General features: G+C 60.6%; 14 protein-coding genes. 6 read left to right on the forward strand and 8 right to left on the reverse strand.

Annotation, left to right across the window (positions count from 1 at the left end; translation table 11 throughout):
- Nucleotides 1-619 precede the first annotated feature (619 nt).
- The 3 genes from J1C49_RS10245 to msrQ form a co-directional block, all read right to left on the reverse strand.
- On the reverse strand, nucleotides 620-2,317 hold the full coding sequence (locus J1C49_RS10245) for a calcium-binding protein (RefSeq protein ID WP_227445729.1): 1,698 nt from the start codon (nucleotides 2,315-2,317) through the stop codon (nucleotides 620-622).
- Between the two features lie 420 nt (nucleotides 2,318-2,737).
- Nucleotides 2,738-4,168 carry a calcium-binding protein gene (locus J1C49_RS10250; RefSeq protein ID WP_227445730.1) on the reverse strand — a complete coding sequence of 477 codons (1,431 nt, stop codon included), beginning with the start codon at nucleotides 4,166-4,168 and terminating at the stop codon, nucleotides 2,738-2,740.
- 263 nt (nucleotides 4,169-4,431) lie between these two features.
- Nucleotides 4,432-5,043 (reverse strand): protein-methionine-sulfoxide reductase heme-binding subunit MsrQ, encoded by a 612-nt coding sequence (msrQ, locus tag J1C49_RS10255; protein WP_227445812.1) that lies wholly within the window; start codon nucleotides 5,041-5,043, stop codon nucleotides 4,432-4,434.
- A 204-nt stretch (nucleotides 5,044-5,247) separates the two neighbouring features.
- Between msrQ and J1C49_RS10260 the strand changes: the two genes are divergently transcribed.
- Nucleotides 5,248-6,939 (forward strand): calcium-binding protein, encoded by a 1,692-nt coding sequence (locus tag J1C49_RS10260; protein ID WP_227445731.1) that lies wholly within the window; start codon nucleotides 5,248-5,250, stop codon nucleotides 6,937-6,939.
- Between the two features lie 402 nt (nucleotides 6,940-7,341).
- Here the strand turns inward: J1C49_RS10260 and msrP are convergent, their stop codons facing one another.
- Together msrP and J1C49_RS10270 are read right to left on the reverse strand one after the other, a co-directional pair.
- Nucleotides 7,342-8,247 (reverse strand): protein-methionine-sulfoxide reductase catalytic subunit MsrP, encoded by a 906-nt coding sequence (msrP, locus tag J1C49_RS10265; protein ID WP_227445732.1) that lies wholly within the window; start codon nucleotides 8,245-8,247, stop codon nucleotides 7,342-7,344.
- A gap of 147 nt (nucleotides 8,248-8,394) precedes the next feature.
- Nucleotides 8,395-9,912 (reverse strand): FMN-binding glutamate synthase family protein, encoded by a 1,518-nt coding sequence (locus J1C49_RS10270; RefSeq protein WP_370639398.1) that lies wholly within the window; start codon nucleotides 9,910-9,912, stop codon nucleotides 8,395-8,397.
- Between the two features lie 127 nt (nucleotides 9,913-10,039).
- Between J1C49_RS10270 and J1C49_RS10275 the strand changes: the two genes are divergently transcribed.
- The 3 genes from J1C49_RS10275 (at nucleotide 10,040) to J1C49_RS10285 (ending at nucleotide 12,332) form a co-directional block, all read left to right on the forward strand.
- Nucleotides 10,040-10,486, forward strand: a complete 447-nt coding sequence (locus J1C49_RS10275; RefSeq protein WP_227445734.1) for a DUF302 domain-containing protein — start codon at nucleotides 10,040-10,042, stop codon at nucleotides 10,484-10,486.
- 340 nt (nucleotides 10,487-10,826) lie between these two features.
- Entirely contained in the window at nucleotides 10,827-11,309 is a 483-nt protein-coding gene (locus J1C49_RS10280) for a fasciclin domain-containing protein (RefSeq protein WP_227445735.1), read from the forward strand.
- 231 nt (nucleotides 11,310-11,540) lie between these two features.
- Nucleotides 11,541-12,332, forward strand: a complete 792-nt coding sequence (locus J1C49_RS10285) for a calcium-binding protein (RefSeq protein WP_227445736.1) — start codon at nucleotides 11,541-11,543, stop codon at nucleotides 12,330-12,332.
- Nucleotides 12,333-12,506: 174 nt separating this feature from the next.
- On the opposite strand, the gene clpB is transcribed toward J1C49_RS10285, so the two are convergent.
- A complete protein-coding gene (clpB, locus tag J1C49_RS10290) occupies nucleotides 12,507-15,122 on the reverse strand; it encodes an ATP-dependent chaperone ClpB (RefSeq protein WP_227445737.1) in 2,616 nt (871 codons plus the stop codon).
- 283 nt (nucleotides 15,123-15,405) lie between these two features.
- The gene (locus J1C49_RS10295; RefSeq protein ID WP_227445738.1) at nucleotides 15,406-15,894 is read right to left on the reverse strand and encodes a hypothetical protein; all 489 of its coding nucleotides are present in this window, start codon (nucleotides 15,892-15,894) and stop codon (nucleotides 15,406-15,408) included.
- A gap of 203 nt (nucleotides 15,895-16,097) precedes the next feature.
- Between J1C49_RS10295 and pyrF the strand changes: the two genes are divergently transcribed.
- Nucleotides 16,098-16,817 (forward strand): orotidine-5'-phosphate decarboxylase, encoded by a 720-nt coding sequence (gene pyrF / locus J1C49_RS10300; protein ID WP_227445739.1) that lies wholly within the window; start codon nucleotides 16,098-16,100, stop codon nucleotides 16,815-16,817.
- A 235-nt stretch (nucleotides 16,818-17,052) separates the two neighbouring features.
- Nucleotides 17,053-17,322 carry a hypothetical protein gene (locus J1C49_RS10305; RefSeq protein ID WP_227445740.1) on the forward strand — a complete coding sequence of 90 codons (270 nt, stop codon included), beginning with the start codon at nucleotides 17,053-17,055 and terminating at the stop codon, nucleotides 17,320-17,322.
- Nucleotides 17,323-17,467: 145 nt separating this feature from the next.
- On the opposite strand, the gene J1C49_RS10310 is transcribed toward J1C49_RS10305, so the two are convergent.
- Nucleotides 17,468-17,929 (reverse strand): NUDIX domain-containing protein, encoded by a 462-nt coding sequence (locus J1C49_RS10310; protein ID WP_227445741.1) that lies wholly within the window; start codon nucleotides 17,927-17,929, stop codon nucleotides 17,468-17,470.
- Nucleotides 17,930-17,955 lie beyond the last annotated feature (26 nt).

Consider the following 17,955-nt stretch of genomic DNA (forward strand, 5'->3'; position numbering starts at 1 on the left):
AATCCAACGAGATGCGCCCTAACTTAACCGGCGCGCCCCGCCTTACCCTGTCTCTGAAGTGCCGAACCTTCCCGCCGCATCCCTGCGACCCGTCCGGTCCAGCGTCCCAACCGCGCCTCAGCGCCGCCGGTGAAGGGGGTTCTACGGTTACTTCCAAATGCCCGCAAGTGCTTTTTTCAACGAAATACAACTTTTTGACAAAAAAGATGTAACCATCTGTTGTAATTATATTTTGTGTTCAGAATTCGAGGGGATCCACCCGTTAGTCCAACATCCCGCCCGATCCCGAAATCACCTCTGCGCAATTTTATTGCGATGCACCCAAGGGCAACATTACCACATCTTGTGACCGTGTCCCGAGTCACCCCGAATCCGCGTGGCTCAAGCCCTCAAACTGACCGACTCATCGAAAGATCGAGTCGGACTGCGCTCCTCTTGGGGAACACCGGATCGTCAGGACACCCGTTCACGCCGAGCCTTCATTCAGACCGTGTCGGCACACCGAAACCGCTCTTGTGACCGGCAAACTCACGAGGCTCGCACCCGATCTCCGGATGCGCCGCCGCACCCCGGTCTTTCCGAAGACCAAAGCACTCCAGCCAAGCCCATGCGAGCCGTCTCAGAAGATGAAATCGTCTGCGGAGACCGGACTTTGGACAATCACCAAGGATTGCCATCTATCGCCGTCCGTATAGATCGGCACCCAAGTCGAGCCACTGTAGCGATTCCAGATCGCCCGGACGAGCCCGGGGCCAGAGTCCTCGCCCTGAAAATAGAACGGCTGGCGCCCCGGTTCATTGGGATCGGCATCAAGGTGGGACATATCGATGAGATCGCCTTCCGCGGCATTGAAGTCGTTGAGGTGGTCTCCTGTGAAGCTGCCAATATCAATCACGAAAACATCCGCGCCGTCTCCACCATACATCGTGTCCGCGCCGGAACCGCCCACGAGCACGTCGTCCCCGTCTCCGCCCTCGAGCATGTCGCGGCCGCTGCCGCCCCATAGGCTGTCGTTCCCATCCTGTCCGAAGAGGCTGTCTCCGCCGTTCAGGCCCCAGAGACTGTCATCCCCGGCTTGCCCTTCGATCCGATTGTTTCCTTGCGTGCCGTAGATCTGATCCCAAGCGGCGCCTCCGATGACATCCTCAATGCTGATCAGCAGATCCGGAACATCGACGCCATCTTCAATGCTCACCGCGGTTCCATGGAGCAGATTGACATGCAACGGCTCGGAAGCGTCGGTGAAAACGGCTTGATCCTGTCCGTCGCCACCGTCCAGCGTATCGGTCCCGGTGCCTCCCCAAAGCGTGTCATTGCCGAAATCACCCTCGAGAAGGTCGGAGCCAGCGCCACCGGAGAGCATGTCTGCGCCAAACTGCCCGCGCAGGCTGTCATTCCCGCCCAAACCGTAGATTACGTCGTCGCCCGCGCGCCCCTCCAGAACGTTGGCATGGGCCTCGGTTCCCCGGATCGTATCATGCCCATGCGATCCGACGGCGTGTTCGATATTGCGCAATATGTCTGTCCCATAGGCCCCGACAGCCAATCCCGCCTCCAGATCGATCCGCGATACCGGATCGATCAACGTTGCAGGGAGACCCGTGAACAAGACCATGTCGAGCCCATCGCCGCCGTCGATCGTGTCGTCGCCCATGCCGCCGCTGACCTTGTCGTTGCCGCCTTCCCCTGCGACCACGTCGTCGCCCGTGCCGCCAAAGACGCGGTCAGCCCCATCGCCGCCGCGCACGATATCCGCGCCAGGACCGCCATAGGCATAATCGTTGCCGCCGAACATGCTGATGCTATCGTTGCCGCCATAACCATCGCCGCGTTCTCCGGCTTCGCTGCCAAGGATCCGGTCCGGTCCACCTGCAAACGCTTCGACTGCGCTATGGAAAATATTGGGGACCGCCGCGCCAAACCAATCCGGAGACACGCCGCCGACGGCGGTCGACACCGCGACATTGACAAGAACAGAGCCATCCGGGCCGAGTATATCGAAACCAGTCACGGCCCCACGGGCTGGCCAAGGGTGGGACCCCTCCGGGTTCATGATGCCGGAGATATTTCCTTGAAGACGTATATCGAGATCAAGCGCGGCCCCAGACCGGGAGGTGGGCAGCGAAACCTCGAGCAAACCTTCGCTCGGCATGGTCCAGTTCTCATCGGCCCAACTCATCCAACTGACTTTGGTCCGCACCGGATCACTGTCCCGCGCCCAAAAGAAACCCGGAAACTCTACGGAAGAATTCCCGAGAGTGCCAATATCGCTCGATTGAAGCTGCACAATCGGTTCCATGAACGTGACGATCGACATGATCTGCTCCCTTTTTCTCCGGCCACGGGTAAAGGGGCGTCATGCAAATGCATTGACCCACATCAATCGCATTCAAAATTTGACATGAATACCCAAGAACGGCCCGATCTCGTCCGGGAGGCTTGTCGGTTTCGGCAATGATCGCGAGATGCCCGAACCCTTCGGGAACGGCGAAGGTGCGCTCAATGCACCCTCGCTGTCATGGCCCGGCAATGTCGACAGATTGCCGGGCGGGCGCGGTGCATCGTGGCAGGGATGCCAAGCAGCGCCGACGGACCTTTTTTCAGCCGATCCAGCCCCGTGACACAGCGGCAATCGCCCCACCCACGCACAGGACCGCCAAGGCGTCAGATCCGCGAGGGGCGCCATCCCTCCGACGTCGAATGGCCCGAGCCCGGCCTGATCCGGCCAGATGGCCCATCACAACAGGATGTCATCGACGGTCACTGCCCAAGTCGCGGTGTTGATCTGTGCGTCCCTTATTCCGTCACCATCGGCGTCGATTTCGATCAGGGTAAAGACCTGGTTCGTTGGTGCAGGTGGCAATTGGCGGATGATCAATGCGCCGGCTTCTCCGGTGAAGGCGTCGCCCACATACAGGAACGCATCGTCCTCCGGCGTGGATGGATCCGCATCGATCCCGCTGAGATCGATCATGTCGTTTCCTATAACAGGGGAGTGGGAATAAGGGTGTTTGAGGATATTGTCCCGCCCCACAGGTGTCACGCCGATGTGGCCAAGCGCGTTGAACACGAACACGTCGTCTCCGGACCCACCGATCATCGTATCGGCACCCTGCCCGCCCTCGATCGTGTCATTGCCGCGACCGCCATAGAGGAAGTCCTGACCTGCCCCGCCAAACAGGCGATCATCATCCGAACCCGGCCAGCCGATGTAATCTTCACCATGTCCATAAATGGAGTCGTTTCCACTCAGACCGTAGATGACATCGTCTCCCCCTTCACCGGCGAGAAAGTTGCCGTGTTGGTTGGTGCCATAGATGAGGTCATCACCCTGCGAGCCAATGGCGTGTTCAATATTGCGCAAAAGGTCGAATCCATCGTCGCCCCGCGCCTCACCAGCCTCAAGACTGACATAGACACGGTCATACGGCGTGCGGTGCAGAATGGTATAGAGAACCATGTCGTTCCCATCGCCACCATCGATGGTATCGTTGCCCGCGCCGCCGAAGAGTTTGTCATTGCCACGTTCGCCTGCAACGAGGTCATTGCCAACACCCCCAATGACGCGGTCCGCCCCGTCGCCGCCACGCACGGTGTCGTTCCCCGTCCCACCGAAGGCGAGGTCGTTTCCTCCGAACATGCTGATATTGTCATTCCCGGCAAAACCGTCGCCGCGCTCGCTCTCGTCGCTGCCGAGAACACGATCATTGCCGCCACCGACAAGTTGAATAAACTTCTGGTAAGGGTCCGGATGCGGTTCGTTCAACGTGGCAAGATCGACACTCAACCCTGAAACCGTCACCAGCAGGGTGTCATCCAGCTCGCGCAGCTCGAACCCGGTGAGTGTTCCGGTCTGCGGAAGGGGCCGTTCGTCTGCAGGGTCCGGCACACCAGAAAAATCATCGCCAAGCAGCGAGACCCGTAGCCCATCTCCTGAATCAAATATGTTGTATTTGGTGACGTCCGTCAGCGCATCCGGCGCGGTGAATGTCCAGTCAGGACCACCGCGGTCGCGCTCCATGGCCCAAGTGCCCCAACTCTCCTGCCAACCCGGATCCCTAAAATAATTCGGTCTTGCCCACGGCGCTTGCTCGAAAAAGTTCATCGTCGCAGGGTAATCGGCCTGTCCCGGATCGGAATACGATTGCACAAAGGTGATCGTCGCCATATCGGATTACTCCCCCATAATATATAGGCATTATGGAATGCGAATCGCTCGCACGCTCTGATCGAGATCAAACTTGGTGTTTTCCTGTGCGCGTCGCGCAGGGCGACGCCGATCTCATCCACGACTGCGCGCCATCCGGAAAGCGCCACCCCCACATGGAAGAGCAGGGTCCTACCGTCCACGGCGCAGAACGCATCCCCATGTCTGGCGACAGACTCCGCGCCCGCACAAAGCGGAAGCGACGCTACGATGACTGAGGGACGCTACGATGGCCGAGGGACGGAGAACCCACCTGATCGACGCGGGACGAGCCGCAGCGCAAGCAAGCCGACAACCGCGCCCAGATACAGCAACGGCTCGATCTGAAACCCCTTCGCGAGCATCACGAAGTGCAACCCGCCCAGCAAGGCCGCGCCATAGGTCGCCTTGTGCAAGGTCCGCCAACGCGGACCAAGCGTGCGCACCGACCAGTTGTTCGATGTCAGCGCCAGCGGCAGCAAAAGAACAAAAGACGCCATGCCGACCGTGATATAGGGGCGCTTCACGATATCGGCCCAGATCTGGCTCACGATCTGCACATCCAGCACAAGCCACACAAGGAGATGCAGAAAGACAAAGAAGAATGCAATCAGCCCGATCGCCCGGCGAAACTTTAGCAGGTTGAAACCGATGAAGCGCCGCAACGGCGTTACGGCCAGCCCCACGATCAACAGTTGCAAGGCAATCTCGCCGAGCCTGTGTTCAAGCGCCTTGATCGGCTCCACCCCGAGCCCACCGGTCGTGGCGAGCCAGAATAGCCAGACCATATAGCCCAGCGCCGCACCATAAAGCGTCCATGCCGGTATCCGGCGCACCGCGGTGTTCAGGGTCTGCATCATGTCCGGCTCCAGTCCTAACCTGATACACACATAGAAACGGCGGCCGCTCCCGACAATTAAAGACGCATCACCATCGCGTTGGAATTGCTACAGATCCGGCGTGTCGCACGCCGCGATGAAAAAAATCGCCCCGCTCTGAAACTTTCCTGAACCGTGCTCCGTGGCTTTGGGCACATCCAAGAGTTCATGAAAGGACAATAGATGCTCACGAACTTCTCTGACAGCCGCACCTTCCTGATGGATGCCGAAGAATTCTATTCGGTTTCCATGGTCGCGCTCAACTCTTCCGGAGTGTCCGGTGACGTTCTGTTTGCCATCGACCGCGATGGCCCGGATGGCGCCACGCTTGCCGCGGTTGTCACCGCACAGGGCACAACGCCCGATCAGGCCCATATCCAGCATATCCACGGCGTCTTTGACGCAGATGGCAACCCGGCCAATTCCACCACCCCCACGATTGCCAATGACATGGATGGCGACGGCATGGTCGAGGTGCTCGAAGGCCTGACAAGCTATGGCGACGTGCTTTTGTCGCTCAATGACAGCGACGCGCTGTTCCCGATGTCAGATTCAGAAGGCAATCTGATGTACACCCGGAGTTTCGACATTGACGACGACTCGATTTTCGCAAGCCCGGTGACGATGAATGACTATTCGCTCGATGACGTGCTGCCGCTGACTTTGCGGGAATATGTCATGCATGGCGTCGCGGTGCCTGATGGCATCGGCATGGGCACGGGCGGCGAGGTCGGCGGCGATAACGGCTTTGTTCCGATCCTGCCCGCAGCGGCCGGTGAAATCCGCATGATCTCGCAGGCTGAAGCGCTGATGCAGCTCGACATGCAGGAGCGGGACAGCTCCCAGATGCTCGTTGGCAATGGCATGGATGAACTCATCGATGGCGGCCTCGGGATGGACACGATCAATGCCGGCGCGGGCGATGACACCGTTCTGGGCGGCGATGGCGGCGACAACGTGATGGGCATGGCCGGTGCAGACATGCTCATGGGCGGCGAGGGAGACGACATGGTGAATGGCGGCTCCGGCGACGATACGCTGGATGGCGGCATCGGCATGGATGTGATCCTCGGGGGTCGCGGCATGGACATGGTCACAGGCGGCGCGGACAATGACATCATTGCCGGTCTCGGCGATGCGGACACGCTGGACGGTGGCACAGGCATGGACATGATCTCCGGCGGCGGCGGCATGGACATGATCATGGGCGGCGCTGGCGCAGACTCGCTCTTTGGTGTGGCTGGTGACGATGAAATCATGGGTGATGCAGGTGACGATCTGATTGGCGGCGGCGCCGGTGGGGACCGTCTCTTTGGCGGCGACGGGATGGACTTCATCTCGGGCGGCGCAGGCGATGATCTCGTCGTCGGCGGCAACGGCATGGACATCCTGATCGCGGGAGATGGAGACGACATCATGGGCGGCGGTGCCGGCGATGACCGTCTGACAGGCGGTGCGGGAGCGGACGAGTTCCATTTCGACGCGGGCACCGGCACGGATATCGTGCGCGACTTCACCCAAGGTGAGGATGTGATTTCGCTGCTGGACGATGGCGCGATCAGCTTTGCCAATTCGATGGAAAACGACAGCCGCGGCGATAGCGATCTGTCGATGGATGACTTCGACACCGTTGCGATGATCTCTGAGCTGGACGCGGGCAATGACCAGCAGGTTGTCTACTCCACCGGTGGAACGACGGACGCGATGACGATGATTTCAACCGTTCAGGTGGAGGCCTACCTCGCCGCGACCGACGGGACGGACACGACGCTCTACTACGACGACGACTGGTCGACCGTTGAAGGCCGCGAAGAGATCGCCGTATTCGAAGGCCTCAATACCGAGATGACTGTCGCGGATTTCGACGTCTACTGACGCGGATCAATCTGACCCTTGGTCTTGGGGCGCGTTTACCGCATGCCCCACGACCAAAAGACCGACGCGGACCGGCCCTTTCCCAAGGGCCGGTCCTTTTCTGTGCCGCGCCTGCTTGGCAACCGGCACATGCGATCCGGACGCCCCGGGACTTGGACCGAGAGCAGAGAGCAGAGAGCAGAGAGCAGAGGGCAGAGGGCAGAGGGCAGAGGGCAGAGGGCAGAGGGCAGAGGGCAGAGGGCAGAGGGCAGAGGGCAGAGGGCAGAGAGAAACCGGATCGACCAAGAATGACAAGGGCGCTGGTCTCCACCAGCGCCCTGACCTGTTTCATGATCGCAATCCGGTGGTTTGCGCACCAGATCAAGCCAGCCCTCCGGGTGACCTCTGACGCCGCTACCCGGGTCAGTAGAATTCACGCAGATCCATGCCCTCGTAAAGGCTCGCGACCTCTTCCTCGTAGCCATTGAACATCAGGGTTGGCTGCCGTCTGGAAAACAGCCCACCGCCGATCCGTCGCTCTGTTGCCTGGCTCCACCGTGGATGGTCTACGTTCGGGTTCACGTTGGAATAGAAACCGTATTCCCGCGGGCCCGCCTTGTTCCAGCTGGTCGGCGGCTGCTCATCGGTCACAGTGATCCGCACCACCGACTTGATCGACTTGAAGCCGTATTTCCACGGCACCACGAGCCGCATCGGCGCGCCGTTCTGGTTCGGGATCGTCTGGTCATAGATGCCCGTGGCCATGATGGTCAGCGGATGCATCGCCTCATCCATGCGCAACCCTTCGACATAGGGCCAATCAAGGACTCGCGAGCGGGTTCCCGGCATCTCGTCCGGACGCAGAACCGTTTCGAAGGCCACATATTTGCCCTCTGGCGCAACTCCCGCAAGGTTGAGAAGATCTGCCAACTCGAACCCGTTCCACGGCACAACCATCGACCACGCTTCGACACAGCGGAACCGGTAGATGCGCTCCTCGACCGTCATTTCGGACATGATGTCCTCGAAACTGTAGTCGCCGGGCCGCTCGACCATGCCGTCTATGGTCACGCTCCAAGGCTGGGTTGTGAGCATGTGGGCGTGTTCTTTCGGATCGCTCTTGCCCGTGCCGAATTCGTAATAGTTGCAATAGGACGAGATCTCTTCGAACGTGTTGGGCTCCAACGCGTCCTGGGCACGCACATCCCGCGGCATCAGCGCCATCGCCGTACCGGCCCCGAGCCCCGCAATGAGTTGCCGACGATTCAGGAACAGGGCCTTTGGCGTTACGTCCTCGTGGGACAATGTGTTGGTCCAGCGTCGCGCCATGGTGATCCTCCTCGGGATGGCATTTGTATCCGTCTCAACACAATATCTAGGCGCAGCAGCGCACCAAGCCAAAGCAAGCCGGATCACAAGCCGGTGGTCGGCTTGTAACATCTGCGCCCCGTCACGGAGCGCCGCGCCGCGCCGGGTTCAACTCCCTCCCGCGGTGGACTGCGGGCCGGGCGGCACGGCATGGGCAGGCCAGAGTTCCGACATCAGAGTCGAACGCCCGTCCGCATTCACGACCCTTACATGGTCGCGCCGCATCAATCGCGGTTCCGGAACGCCGACGGAATGGGCGATTGTCTCGACTTCCTTGATGATGTCCTTGGCATAAGACGCGACGCGCTTGTCTTTCTCTTCGACCACGAGTCCGGATTGCAGTCGCTGCTTGTGCGTTGTGATGCCGGTGGGACAGGTGTTCTTGTTGCATTTCAGCGCCTGAATACAGCCAAGGGCAAACATGAATCCACGTGCGGAAGTGACAAAATCAGCGCCCGTCGCGATGGCCCAAGCCACGTCACCGGGCATCACCAGCTTTCCACTTGCCACGATCCGGATCCGCTCCTTCAGACCGTACCGGTTCCGAAGATCGACGACGATGGGCAGCGCTTCACGGATGGACATGCCCACAAGATCAATCAACGGCAAAGGGGCCGCACCCGTCCCGCCTTCGCCGCCGTCCACCGTGATAAAATCAGGCGCCGACTCGGCACCGCGCGCGGTGATCGCCTCAAACAGCCCTTGCGGGCCGGACGGAGCCCCGACAACGATCTTGATCCCGACAGGTTTCCCCGTGACGGCGCGCACATGCCCGATCATGTCGAGCAGATCGTCCCAGTCATCCACCTCCAGATGCCGGTTCGGAGAAATGGAATCCTTGCCCTCCGGAATGCCGCGGATCTTTGCGATTTCCGGCCCGATCTTGCCGCCGGGAAGGATCCCGCCCTTTCCGGGCTTGGCGCCCTGCGCGAGCTTGATTTCGAACATGCGTACCTGATCGTGAGCCGCTACCGCGCGCAGCTTCTCGTCATCCAGCGCACCATCGTCTGTCCGAACACCGTATTTCGCGGTGCCTATCTGGAAGACGATATCGCAGCCTCCTTCGAGGTGGTAGGGACTGAGACCACCTTCCCCGGTGTTCATCCAGATGCCAGCCGCCTTGGCCCCCCGGCTCAACGCACGCACGGCAGGCTTTGAAATCGCACCATAGGACATGCCCGACAGGTTAAAAAAGGACGGTGCGTGATAAGGGGTCCGGGCACCCTCCCCAATCACCTTGGGTTCCGAACTCGCAAACTGATTGTCCAACGGAGGGAAAGCCGCATTCACGAAGATCGGCGTGCCCGGCACCGTGAGCGACCGGGTCGAGCCAAAGGCGACCGTGTTGCCCTTGCTCGTCGAGGAATGCTCAATCCAGTCGCGCTGCGCCCGGTTGAACGGCAGTTCCTCCCGGTCCATCGCAAAGAAGTATTGCCGGAAAAACTCCCCGAGGGTGGAGAACAGCGATCGAAACCGCCCGATCACAGGGTAGTTGCGCCGGATCGCGTCCGAGCGCTGGGTGCGGTCAATCACGAAGACGACCAGCCCCAACAAAACCAGAGCGCCAATCGCCAGCGCGAACCCATAGGCCATCCATTGCAGGAATACGGCTGCTCCGTCCACCATCGGTTCCATCGCATCATCCTTTGTCATAGTGGCTCCGGCAGTCTGACACGAAGGCCCTGCCAAGAGCGGCACATCTGTGCCAGACTGCACAAACCGCGCGCAACTTTGCCAGTCAAAAGGAGTTCCCATGCAACGCAAAGCCCTTTTTGCCCTTGCCCTTGTCGCCGCTGCATCACCGACACTTGCCGCTGACCGCATCACTTATGAAACCGATCAGAGCTTTGACGATGTCATCTTCGGCCTTGAATCCGCGATTCTCGACGCCGGTCTGGTGATAGACAGCGTCAGCCATGTCGGCGCGATGCTCGAACGCACAAGGAGCGACCTTGGCTCCGATGTCGAGCTGTTCGATCAGGCCGATGTTTACAGCTTCTGCTCTGCGGTTGTGTCCCGGTCTGTGATGGAAGCGGATCCGATGAACGTGATCTTCTGCCCGTACGACATATTCGTGGTCAGCTTCCCGGAGACGCCGAACCGCACAACCATCGGCTTCAGAACCTTTCCGGAGGGCGCGATGAAAGAGGTTGAAGCGATGCTCGATGGCATTGCACGGGCTGCAATCGGTCTGGAGTGACGGAAAAACGGAGGAGACGCGCCAGCCCTGCGGCGGTCTCTGACATGCGGGAGCCCTCGGTTCGATGCTGAACGTTCGGCACGCAATACACGGTGTCAGGCGGTGGCCGGGTGTGAGAGCCATCCACCGCGAAGCCGATCACAAGAAGACACGCGCGTTCACGCCGGAGCCCTTGTTTTTCACAACAATGTCATTGGACGCGACGCAAAAAGGTGTCTTAGCGACACGCATTTTACCGTCAAGGCCGAAAGCAAATTTTTGCTTGTGAACCAATTGCCTAGTCGAAGCGTAATGAGAACGATGCTGACGGATGCATCATCTTCAACATGGAGTGAAAGACATGTTCCGCAGAACTTTTATCGCGCTCACTGCAGCGGCTTCCATCGCAACGCCGGCCTTCGCAGGCGGTCACAGCAAAGACATCGTTGATACCGCAGTCGACGCAGGCAGCTTCGGCACGCTTGTCGCGGCTGTCGAGGCCGCAGGCCTCGTCGAAACGCTGAAGGGCGAAGGTCCGTTCACCGTTTTCGCACCGACGGACGAAGCCTTTGCCGCGCTGCCCGAGGGCACCGTGGAAAGCCTGCTCCTGCCTGAAAACAAGGACCAGCTGACCGCGATCCTCACCTACCACGTGGTGGCAGGCAAGGTCATGTCGGGTGATCTCTCCGACGGTATGGAAGCAGCCACCGTCGAAGGGTCCAACGTGACGATCATGACCGAAGGCGGCGTCAAGGTGAACGATGCCAATGTGACAACCGCCGACATCGAAGCGTCCAACGGCGTGATTCACGTCATCGACGCGGTCATCATGCCGCCGATGTAAGCAACAATATTGCCGGGATCGCAACATTGTTGCGATCCCGGCAACCCATTAAGGCTGTTCTGCGCGAATTACGTCAAATTAGCGCGGTATTTCCGACAAACGCTTTTCACATTTCGTCTAAATCTATACATTTCTGGTCGATCGGATCGGGCCTCGTCGCGGTGAGTGCAGAATGCGCCATCGAGGTCCGCCGGGGGTGGGGGCACCTCCACGGATCGATCAGAGCGTATGATGACCAAAACCGACACGAATACTGCACTCATTGCGCCCAGCGCTGCTGTCCCTGCTGCGGAAACGCAGCGGGCCTTTACAGATATTGTGGGAGAGCATCCCGACGACGCAGTGTCAGCAATGCCACGGCAGCCCGGTGGCGGCCTGGTGGTCGATGGAGTCTTTCCCGAGAACGCGTCGCCGACTTCTCCTGACAGTCCTGCTGACATGCCGGCACCCTTTGGATGGGCGTCTTTCTGGCCGCAGCCTGGATATCACGAACCCACACATACATACCCCGCCGCCTCTTACTGGTTTCACGACACACCCGGCGCTTGGGACACCGTCAACGCGGATGGTGAGACCAGCGGAGGCGCTCACGATCGCAAAATCGCATTCCAGGCCCCGGGGCCGCTTGTGGTCGATGGCACCCCGACCAGCGGCAACGACCACATTTTCGACGGGTCCGAAGACAGGTCTTTGCATGGCGGGTCGGGCAAGGATGTGCTGCACGCGGGCGCCGGTGACGATACGTTGAACGGCGGCACCGGGATTGACCGGCTCACCGGCGGGAGCGGTACCGATACATTCGTCTTTGTTCCGCTCACCGAGCGCGACACGATCACCGATTTCGAACCGGGCAAAGACCGCATCGATCTCACCGCCTTTGCGGATCGGGGGCTTGCTTCCATGGACGATCTTGGGATGAGCCAACTCGGTGCAAGCACAGTGGTGCATCTTGTCGGCTCCGATGCGGTGATCCTGCAAGGCATTGCGCTCGACGCGCTAAACCCTGACAACTTTCTTTTCTGAACGCGATCCCGCTCCCGCGCCCTTATCAGCCCGACAGAAAAAGGCCCGCCAATTGGCGGGCCTTTGATCTTGGAGCCGGCTTTCAGCGCATGGCATTCATCGCTGTATGCAGGGCGGCACGCCCTAAGTCCGCTTGGACGGGGCCTTCCGGCTGGGCGAGGAACCCAAACGCGGTCAATGCACCACGGCATCATCCGGCTTTGGCCGGTTCGAAGCGCCGACACGATCCCCGATGATCAGCCCGTCGGCCCCGGCGCTCACAACCACGGTGTCACCGTCGGCGACATCACCCGCAAGCAGCATTTCTGCCAACGGATCCTGCAGCGCGCGCTGGATCACCCGCTTGAGCGGACGCGCCCCAAAGACCGGGTCATAACCCTCTTCGGCAAGCCACTTATGTGCTCCCTCATCAAGCTCGAGGCTGATCTTGCGCGCCGCGAGCCGCTTGAGCAGCCGTGCCATCTGGATATCGACAATCCCGACCATATCCTCACGCTTGAGCCGGTCAAAGATGATCGTTTCGTCAAGACGGTTCAGGAACTCGGGACGGAAATGTGCCCGCACCGCGTCCATGACATCGCGTCTTGCCTGGCTGCCATCGGCGCCGTCCGGCAACTGGCTCAGGGCTTGGCTCCCAAGGTTGGACGTCAAAATGATCAGCGTTTGCTTGAAGTCCACGGTGCGGCCCTGACCATCGGTCAGCATTCCGTCGTCAAGCACCTGCAACAGCACATTGAACACGTCCGGATGCGCTTTTTCGACCTCGTCGAAAAGCACAACCTGATACGGACGCCGCCGCACCGCTTCGGTGAGCACGCCACCTTCGTCATACCCGACATAGCCCGGAGGCGCGCCGATCAGACGGGCAACCGCATGTTTTTCCATGAACTCGGACATATCGATGCGCACCATCGCGTTGTCATCGTCGAACAGGAACTCGGCAACGGCCTTGGTCAACTCGGTTTTCCCGACCCCTGTGGGCCCGAGGAACAGGAACGATCCGAGCGGCCGGTTCTCGTCATTGAGACCCGCCCGAGCACGCCGCACGGCATTGGCGACCGCGCGCACGGCCTGCTCTTGGCCGATGACCCGCTTGTGCAGCCCGTCTTCCATCCGAAGCAGCTTTTCGCGCTCGCCTTCCAGCATCTTGGCGACCGGAATACCGGTCCACCGCTCCACGACACCGGCAATCTGTTCCGGGCGCACGGCCTCTTCGACCATCACGTCGTCATCTTGCTTTTCAGCATCGGCCAGTTGCTTTTCGAGCTGCGGGATCACGCCGTAAGAAAGCTCCCCGGCCTTGGCCAGATCACCCTGCCGCTTGGCTTGCTCCAACTCCGCACGCGCCCGGTCGAGATGCTCCTTGAGATCCCGCGCAGAGGCGAGCTTGTCGCGTTCGGCCTGCCATTGCGCGGTCATCTCGGCCGATTGCTGCTGCTGATCGGCGAGGTCCTTTTCGAGCTTGGCCAGACGATCCTTGGATGCCTGATCGTCCTCGAGCCGCAGGGCTTCGACTTCGATCTGCTTCTGCAAGATATCGCGATCCAGCGCGTCCAGCTCCTCGGGCTTACTGTCGACCTCCATACGCAGGCGGCTTGCGGCCTCATCCATCAGGTCGATGGCCTTGTCCGGCAAAAAGCGGTCGGTGATGTAGCGATTGGACAGGGTCGCAGCGGCAACAAGCGCGGAGTCAGAAATCCGGACGCCGTGATGCAGCTCGTATTTCTCCTTGATGCCCCGCAGGATGGAGATCGTGTCTTCGACCGTCGGCTCCTGCACAACAACGGGTTGAAAGCGCCGTGCGAGGGCCGCGTCCTTCTCCACGTGTTTGCGGTATTCATCGAGCGTCGTTGCGCCCACACAATGCAGTTCGCCACGCGCCAGGGCCGGCTTCAGCAAGTTTGACGCGTCCATCGCGCCATCTGCCTTGCCCGCACCGACCAAGGTGTGCATCTCGTCGATGAAAAGCACAATCTCACCGGCCGCAGCCGTGACCTCGTTGAGCACGGCCTTGAGCCGTTCCTCGAATTCACCACGATATTTTGCACCGGCAATCAGCGACCCCATGTCCAGAGCCAGAAGCTTCTTGTTGCGCAGGCTTTCAGGCACGTCGCCATTGACGATGCGCAACGCAAGCCCCTCGGCAATCGCGGTTTTACCCACGCCCGGTTCCCCGATCAGCACCGGGTTGTTCTTCGTGCGGCGGCTCAGGACCTGCATCGCACGACGGATTTCGTCGTCGCGGCCGATGATCGGATCAATCTTGCCTTGCTCGGCCGCCTCGGTGAGGTCGCGCGCGTATTTCTTGAGCGCGTCATAGCCCTCTTCTGCGGACGCCGTGTCCGCTGTGCGCCCTTTGCGCACGTCGTTAATAGCGCTGTTGAGCGCCTGCGGTGTGACCGATCCAGCCTCCAACGCCTCCTTCGCGGGCGACTTGACCATCGCCAACGCCGTCAGAATGCGCTCAACAGGAACAAAGCTGTCGCCCGCCTTCTTGGCCAGCTTTTCAGCCTCGTCGAGCACTTTTCCGGTGCCCTGGTCAAGGTAAACCTGCCCCGCATCACCGGTGACTTTCGGAATGCGAGCAAGCTTGGTTTCCAGAACCTGCACCACACGATCCGTCTGACCGCCAGACGCCTCGATGAGGTTTGCGGCCATGCCCTGCTCATCATCGAGCAGCGCTTTCAACAGATGTTCTGGGGCAAGCTTCTGATGGCTTTCGCGCATCGCAATGGTCTGTGCCGCCTGAATGAAGCCGCGCGACCGCTCCGTGAACTTCTCTAAGTTCATGGCATTCTCCTTTTCGACAAGCGCCCCAAAAATTGAGTTCACGCCCTGTGGCGGCACGTGAGGGGTGGGGCCTTCGCTTATCAAAATGGCTATGGCACGACCCCGGTTCAAGGGGGTCGCGTTGCAATAATGTCACTTTGTTAGCGCGCCGTGATGGGTGAGTTCCGCGCAAGTCCCGCAGCGCAGCGCATAGAGCGTCGCGACGGATCACCGCGCCACCCGATCCGGGATCGTTTCTGCGCGATCGCCCGACTGTCAGCAGCCTCGGCGCGCGGCGCGGCTCTTATCCTTCGCTGCCGGTCACACCGTCTGCCGGCATGGATGTGTCATCCGACGCGGATTGCCTGTCGACAGCTCCTGCGGCGTTTTCCGGTATCGGGCTGACAAGGCCCGTCTCCGGGTCAACCATACCGCCTTCCGGATCAATCACCTCATCCGCGCTGAGCAAGGCACGGTCCGTATCAGCGACCGGAACGGTTTCAGGGCTTTCAATCGCCGACAGGTCGCTTGCCGCACTATGCGAAATAAGGCCCGATTCATCCGGTTGCAGGGTCACCCCATCTTGAGACAGGCCCACGACACCATCAATGTTGGAGCCAGCACCTGTCGGGTTCTGCGCCACGCCGCCCTGGTCATATCCCGCCGTCTTGGAGGCGGTATCGGGGCTGAACACGGCAATTCCCGCGCCGATAACGGCAGCTGTCGTTACGGCGATGATCGCCGGGCGCGCCAGAGTGCCGGACGTCGGGGTCGTTTTCTTGCGGTCTGTCATGTCTTTCTCCTTTCAAGGATGTCAGGGGAGCAACCAACACTCCGAGCGTCGTGTTCCGCTCTGCTGTCGCGCCGGCGATAAACTCCTCGCGAGACAGCGGCGCCGCCTCAGCGGGTCGCGGGCCCCATCACCAAGCCTTGACCTTGGGCGCCAACCGGATATCCCGGCATCGCATGTCCCCGATGTCAGAAAAGGAAATCCGAATGTCCGACCCCGAAACGCCACACGCGGATGACCGGCTCATCGTCGCCCTCGACGTGCCCCATGCCGTCGCGGGACTGGAACTGGCGCACACGTTGGGAGACGCCGTGCATTTTTACAAAATCGGCCTCGGGATGCTGACCGGCGGCGGCCTCGCGCTCGCCAATGAACTCAAGGAAGAGCATGGCAAGCGCATATTTCTCGACATGAAGCTGTTTGATATCGGTGCGACGGTCGAAGCGGCCGTGCGCGGTCTGGCACAGTTCGATCTGGATTTCCTAACGGTCCACGGCGACCCGCATGTTGTGCGCGCCGCGCGCGAAGGCGCGGCAAACAGCGACATGAAAATCCTCGCCGTCACGATCCTCACGTCGCTCGATCGGGAGGATCTCGATGCAAGCCTGATCCGGGACGGCGCGATCCCGGACCTCGTGGCGGAACGGGCCGGACGCGCCTTTGAAGCCGGCGCGCATGGCGTCATCGCCTCTCCGAACGAGGCCGCGATGATCCGCGCCCTGCCACAGGCGGAGGGCCGCCTGATCGTGACACCCGGCGTGCGGCCTGTCGGGGCGGACGCGGGAGACCAGAAACGGATTGCGACCCCTGAATTCGCCATCGCAAACGGAGCAGATCACATCGTGGTCGGACGTCCGGTGCACGGCGCTGCCGACCCTCGTGCGGCAGCAGAGGCCATCACGGAAGCGCTGCGCTCCGCGACCTGACAGACAAGACCCGCCTTTCAACACACTCTCGGCCCGGCATTGGGGACATGTGCTCTGGCGTCGGGCCTGAATGCGCGCGGCGCGCAACTCTGCGCGGTTTGAGCTTGGGGCAGGAATACCTCCATTTCCGGGGAACACAGTTTCGTGTTTCCCTCTCAAAACGAGGGAACTTCCTCCCCAACTTCAAGTTATCCACAGGCAATCACACCGTGGAACAACTCTCGGAGGCACGAGCATGTCCCAACTGAAAACCGAAATTGGCAAGATTTCATATAACCCGGCCACGAGCGCTTTCGAAGCGCTGGTCACGTTCCATTTCCCCGATGGGCCTCGGCGACTGCCCGCCAGTTGCTCTGCCGGCCTCGATGCGGAGTTCAACATGATCGCCGACGGGCTTCTGCGTTCCGCACTCGCCAACTTTGGGAAAAAAGATCGCCTTCAGAGTAGCTTGCGCGAAAAACCAGAAAAAATCGAAACCCCGTGCAACTTTTTGCGCGCTGCGTAGTTATGACAGTATCCGCGGTGCCTGCGCGGAGTTTCTGCCAGTGGCCTTCCTGTCCCTCAGGTCACGCAGCTTGATCGGGCCGTTGTCATGAGACTATGTCGACGGTCCGATCTTCCCCTCCCCTAGCTGATGACAAACTGCCGGATCACGGCCCGACATCTTTTCGGTAGGCCGCAAGGATTTTCCGGAAATGCGGGATTGCGTCCTCGGCCGCGATAAACCGCTTCGGCGGCATGAGCATGCAAGCGCTGCCCTCGTCGCCGAGGGTGATGTCGCGGCCCCAGAATAGGGGCAGGTGCGCAGCAAAGAACCAGTGCCGCTTGCCATCCGCCGCCTCGCGCAGATGCACACGGCGCAAAGCGTCGGCAGGCACGCGCAAACCGATCTCTTCATAGGTTTCGCGCAACACGCATGCGTCAGGGGTCTCGCCGTTTTCCCGCCCGCCCCCGGGGAAATCGAGATACCCGGGCCAGGGAATGCCCGGCGTCCTGTCCCGCCGCAACACCACGAGGTCCGGCCCGATGTGCAGCATGAGCTTGGCACCGGTGAAGATCGCCCCGGGCTCAGCCATGGCGCTTGCGCCGCAATTCGCGTAAACCTGACTCATCCAACCCTGTCATGTCTTGATCGCTC

Source organism: Cognatishimia sp. F0-27, assembly GCF_020667845.1.
In the GTDB taxonomy this organism is placed as follows: Bacteria; Pseudomonadota; Alphaproteobacteria; order Rhodobacterales; family Rhodobacteraceae; genus JAFMPQ01.

Bases quoted from the DNA above. Each gene is read 5' to 3' on its own strand.
- J1C49_RS10245 (WP_227445729.1), bottom strand. From the start codon at position 2,317: ATGTCGATCGTCACGTTCATGGAACCGATTGTGCAGCTTCAATCGAGC.
- J1C49_RS10250 (WP_227445730.1), bottom strand. From the start codon at position 4,168: ATGGCGACGATCACCTTTGTGCAATCGTATTCCGATCCGGGACAGGCC.
- msrQ (WP_227445812.1), bottom strand. From the start codon at position 5,043: ATGCAGACCCTGAACACCGCGGTGCGCCGGATACCGGCATGGACGCTT.
- J1C49_RS10260 (WP_227445731.1), top strand. From the start codon at position 5,248: ATGCTCACGAACTTCTCTGACAGCCGCACCTTCCTGATGGATGCCGAA.
- msrP (WP_227445732.1), bottom strand. From the start codon at position 8,247: ATGGCGCGACGCTGGACCAACACATTGTCCCACGAGGACGTAACGCCA.
- J1C49_RS10270 (WP_370639398.1), bottom strand. From the start codon at position 9,912: ATGGTGGACGGAGCAGCCGTATTCCTGCAATGGATGGCCTATGGGTTC.
- J1C49_RS10275 (WP_227445734.1), top strand. From the start codon at position 10,040: ATGCAACGCAAAGCCCTTTTTGCCCTTGCCCTTGTCGCCGCTGCATCA.
- J1C49_RS10280 (WP_227445735.1), top strand. From the start codon at position 10,827: ATGTTCCGCAGAACTTTTATCGCGCTCACTGCAGCGGCTTCCATCGCA.
- J1C49_RS10285 (WP_227445736.1), top strand. From the start codon at position 11,541: ATGACCAAAACCGACACGAATACTGCACTCATTGCGCCCAGCGCTGCT.
- clpB (WP_227445737.1), bottom strand. From the start codon at position 15,122: ATGAACTTAGAGAAGTTCACGGAGCGGTCGCGCGGCTTCATTCAGGCG.
- J1C49_RS10295 (WP_227445738.1), bottom strand. From the start codon at position 15,894: ATGACAGACCGCAAGAAAACGACCCCGACGTCCGGCACTCTGGCGCGC.
- pyrF (WP_227445739.1), top strand. From the start codon at position 16,098: ATGTCCGACCCCGAAACGCCACACGCGGATGACCGGCTCATCGTCGCC.
- J1C49_RS10305 (WP_227445740.1), top strand. From the start codon at position 17,053: ATGTCCCAACTGAAAACCGAAATTGGCAAGATTTCATATAACCCGGCC.
- J1C49_RS10310 (WP_227445741.1), bottom strand. From the start codon at position 17,929: ATGAGTCAGGTTTACGCGAATTGCGGCGCAAGCGCCATGGCTGAGCCC.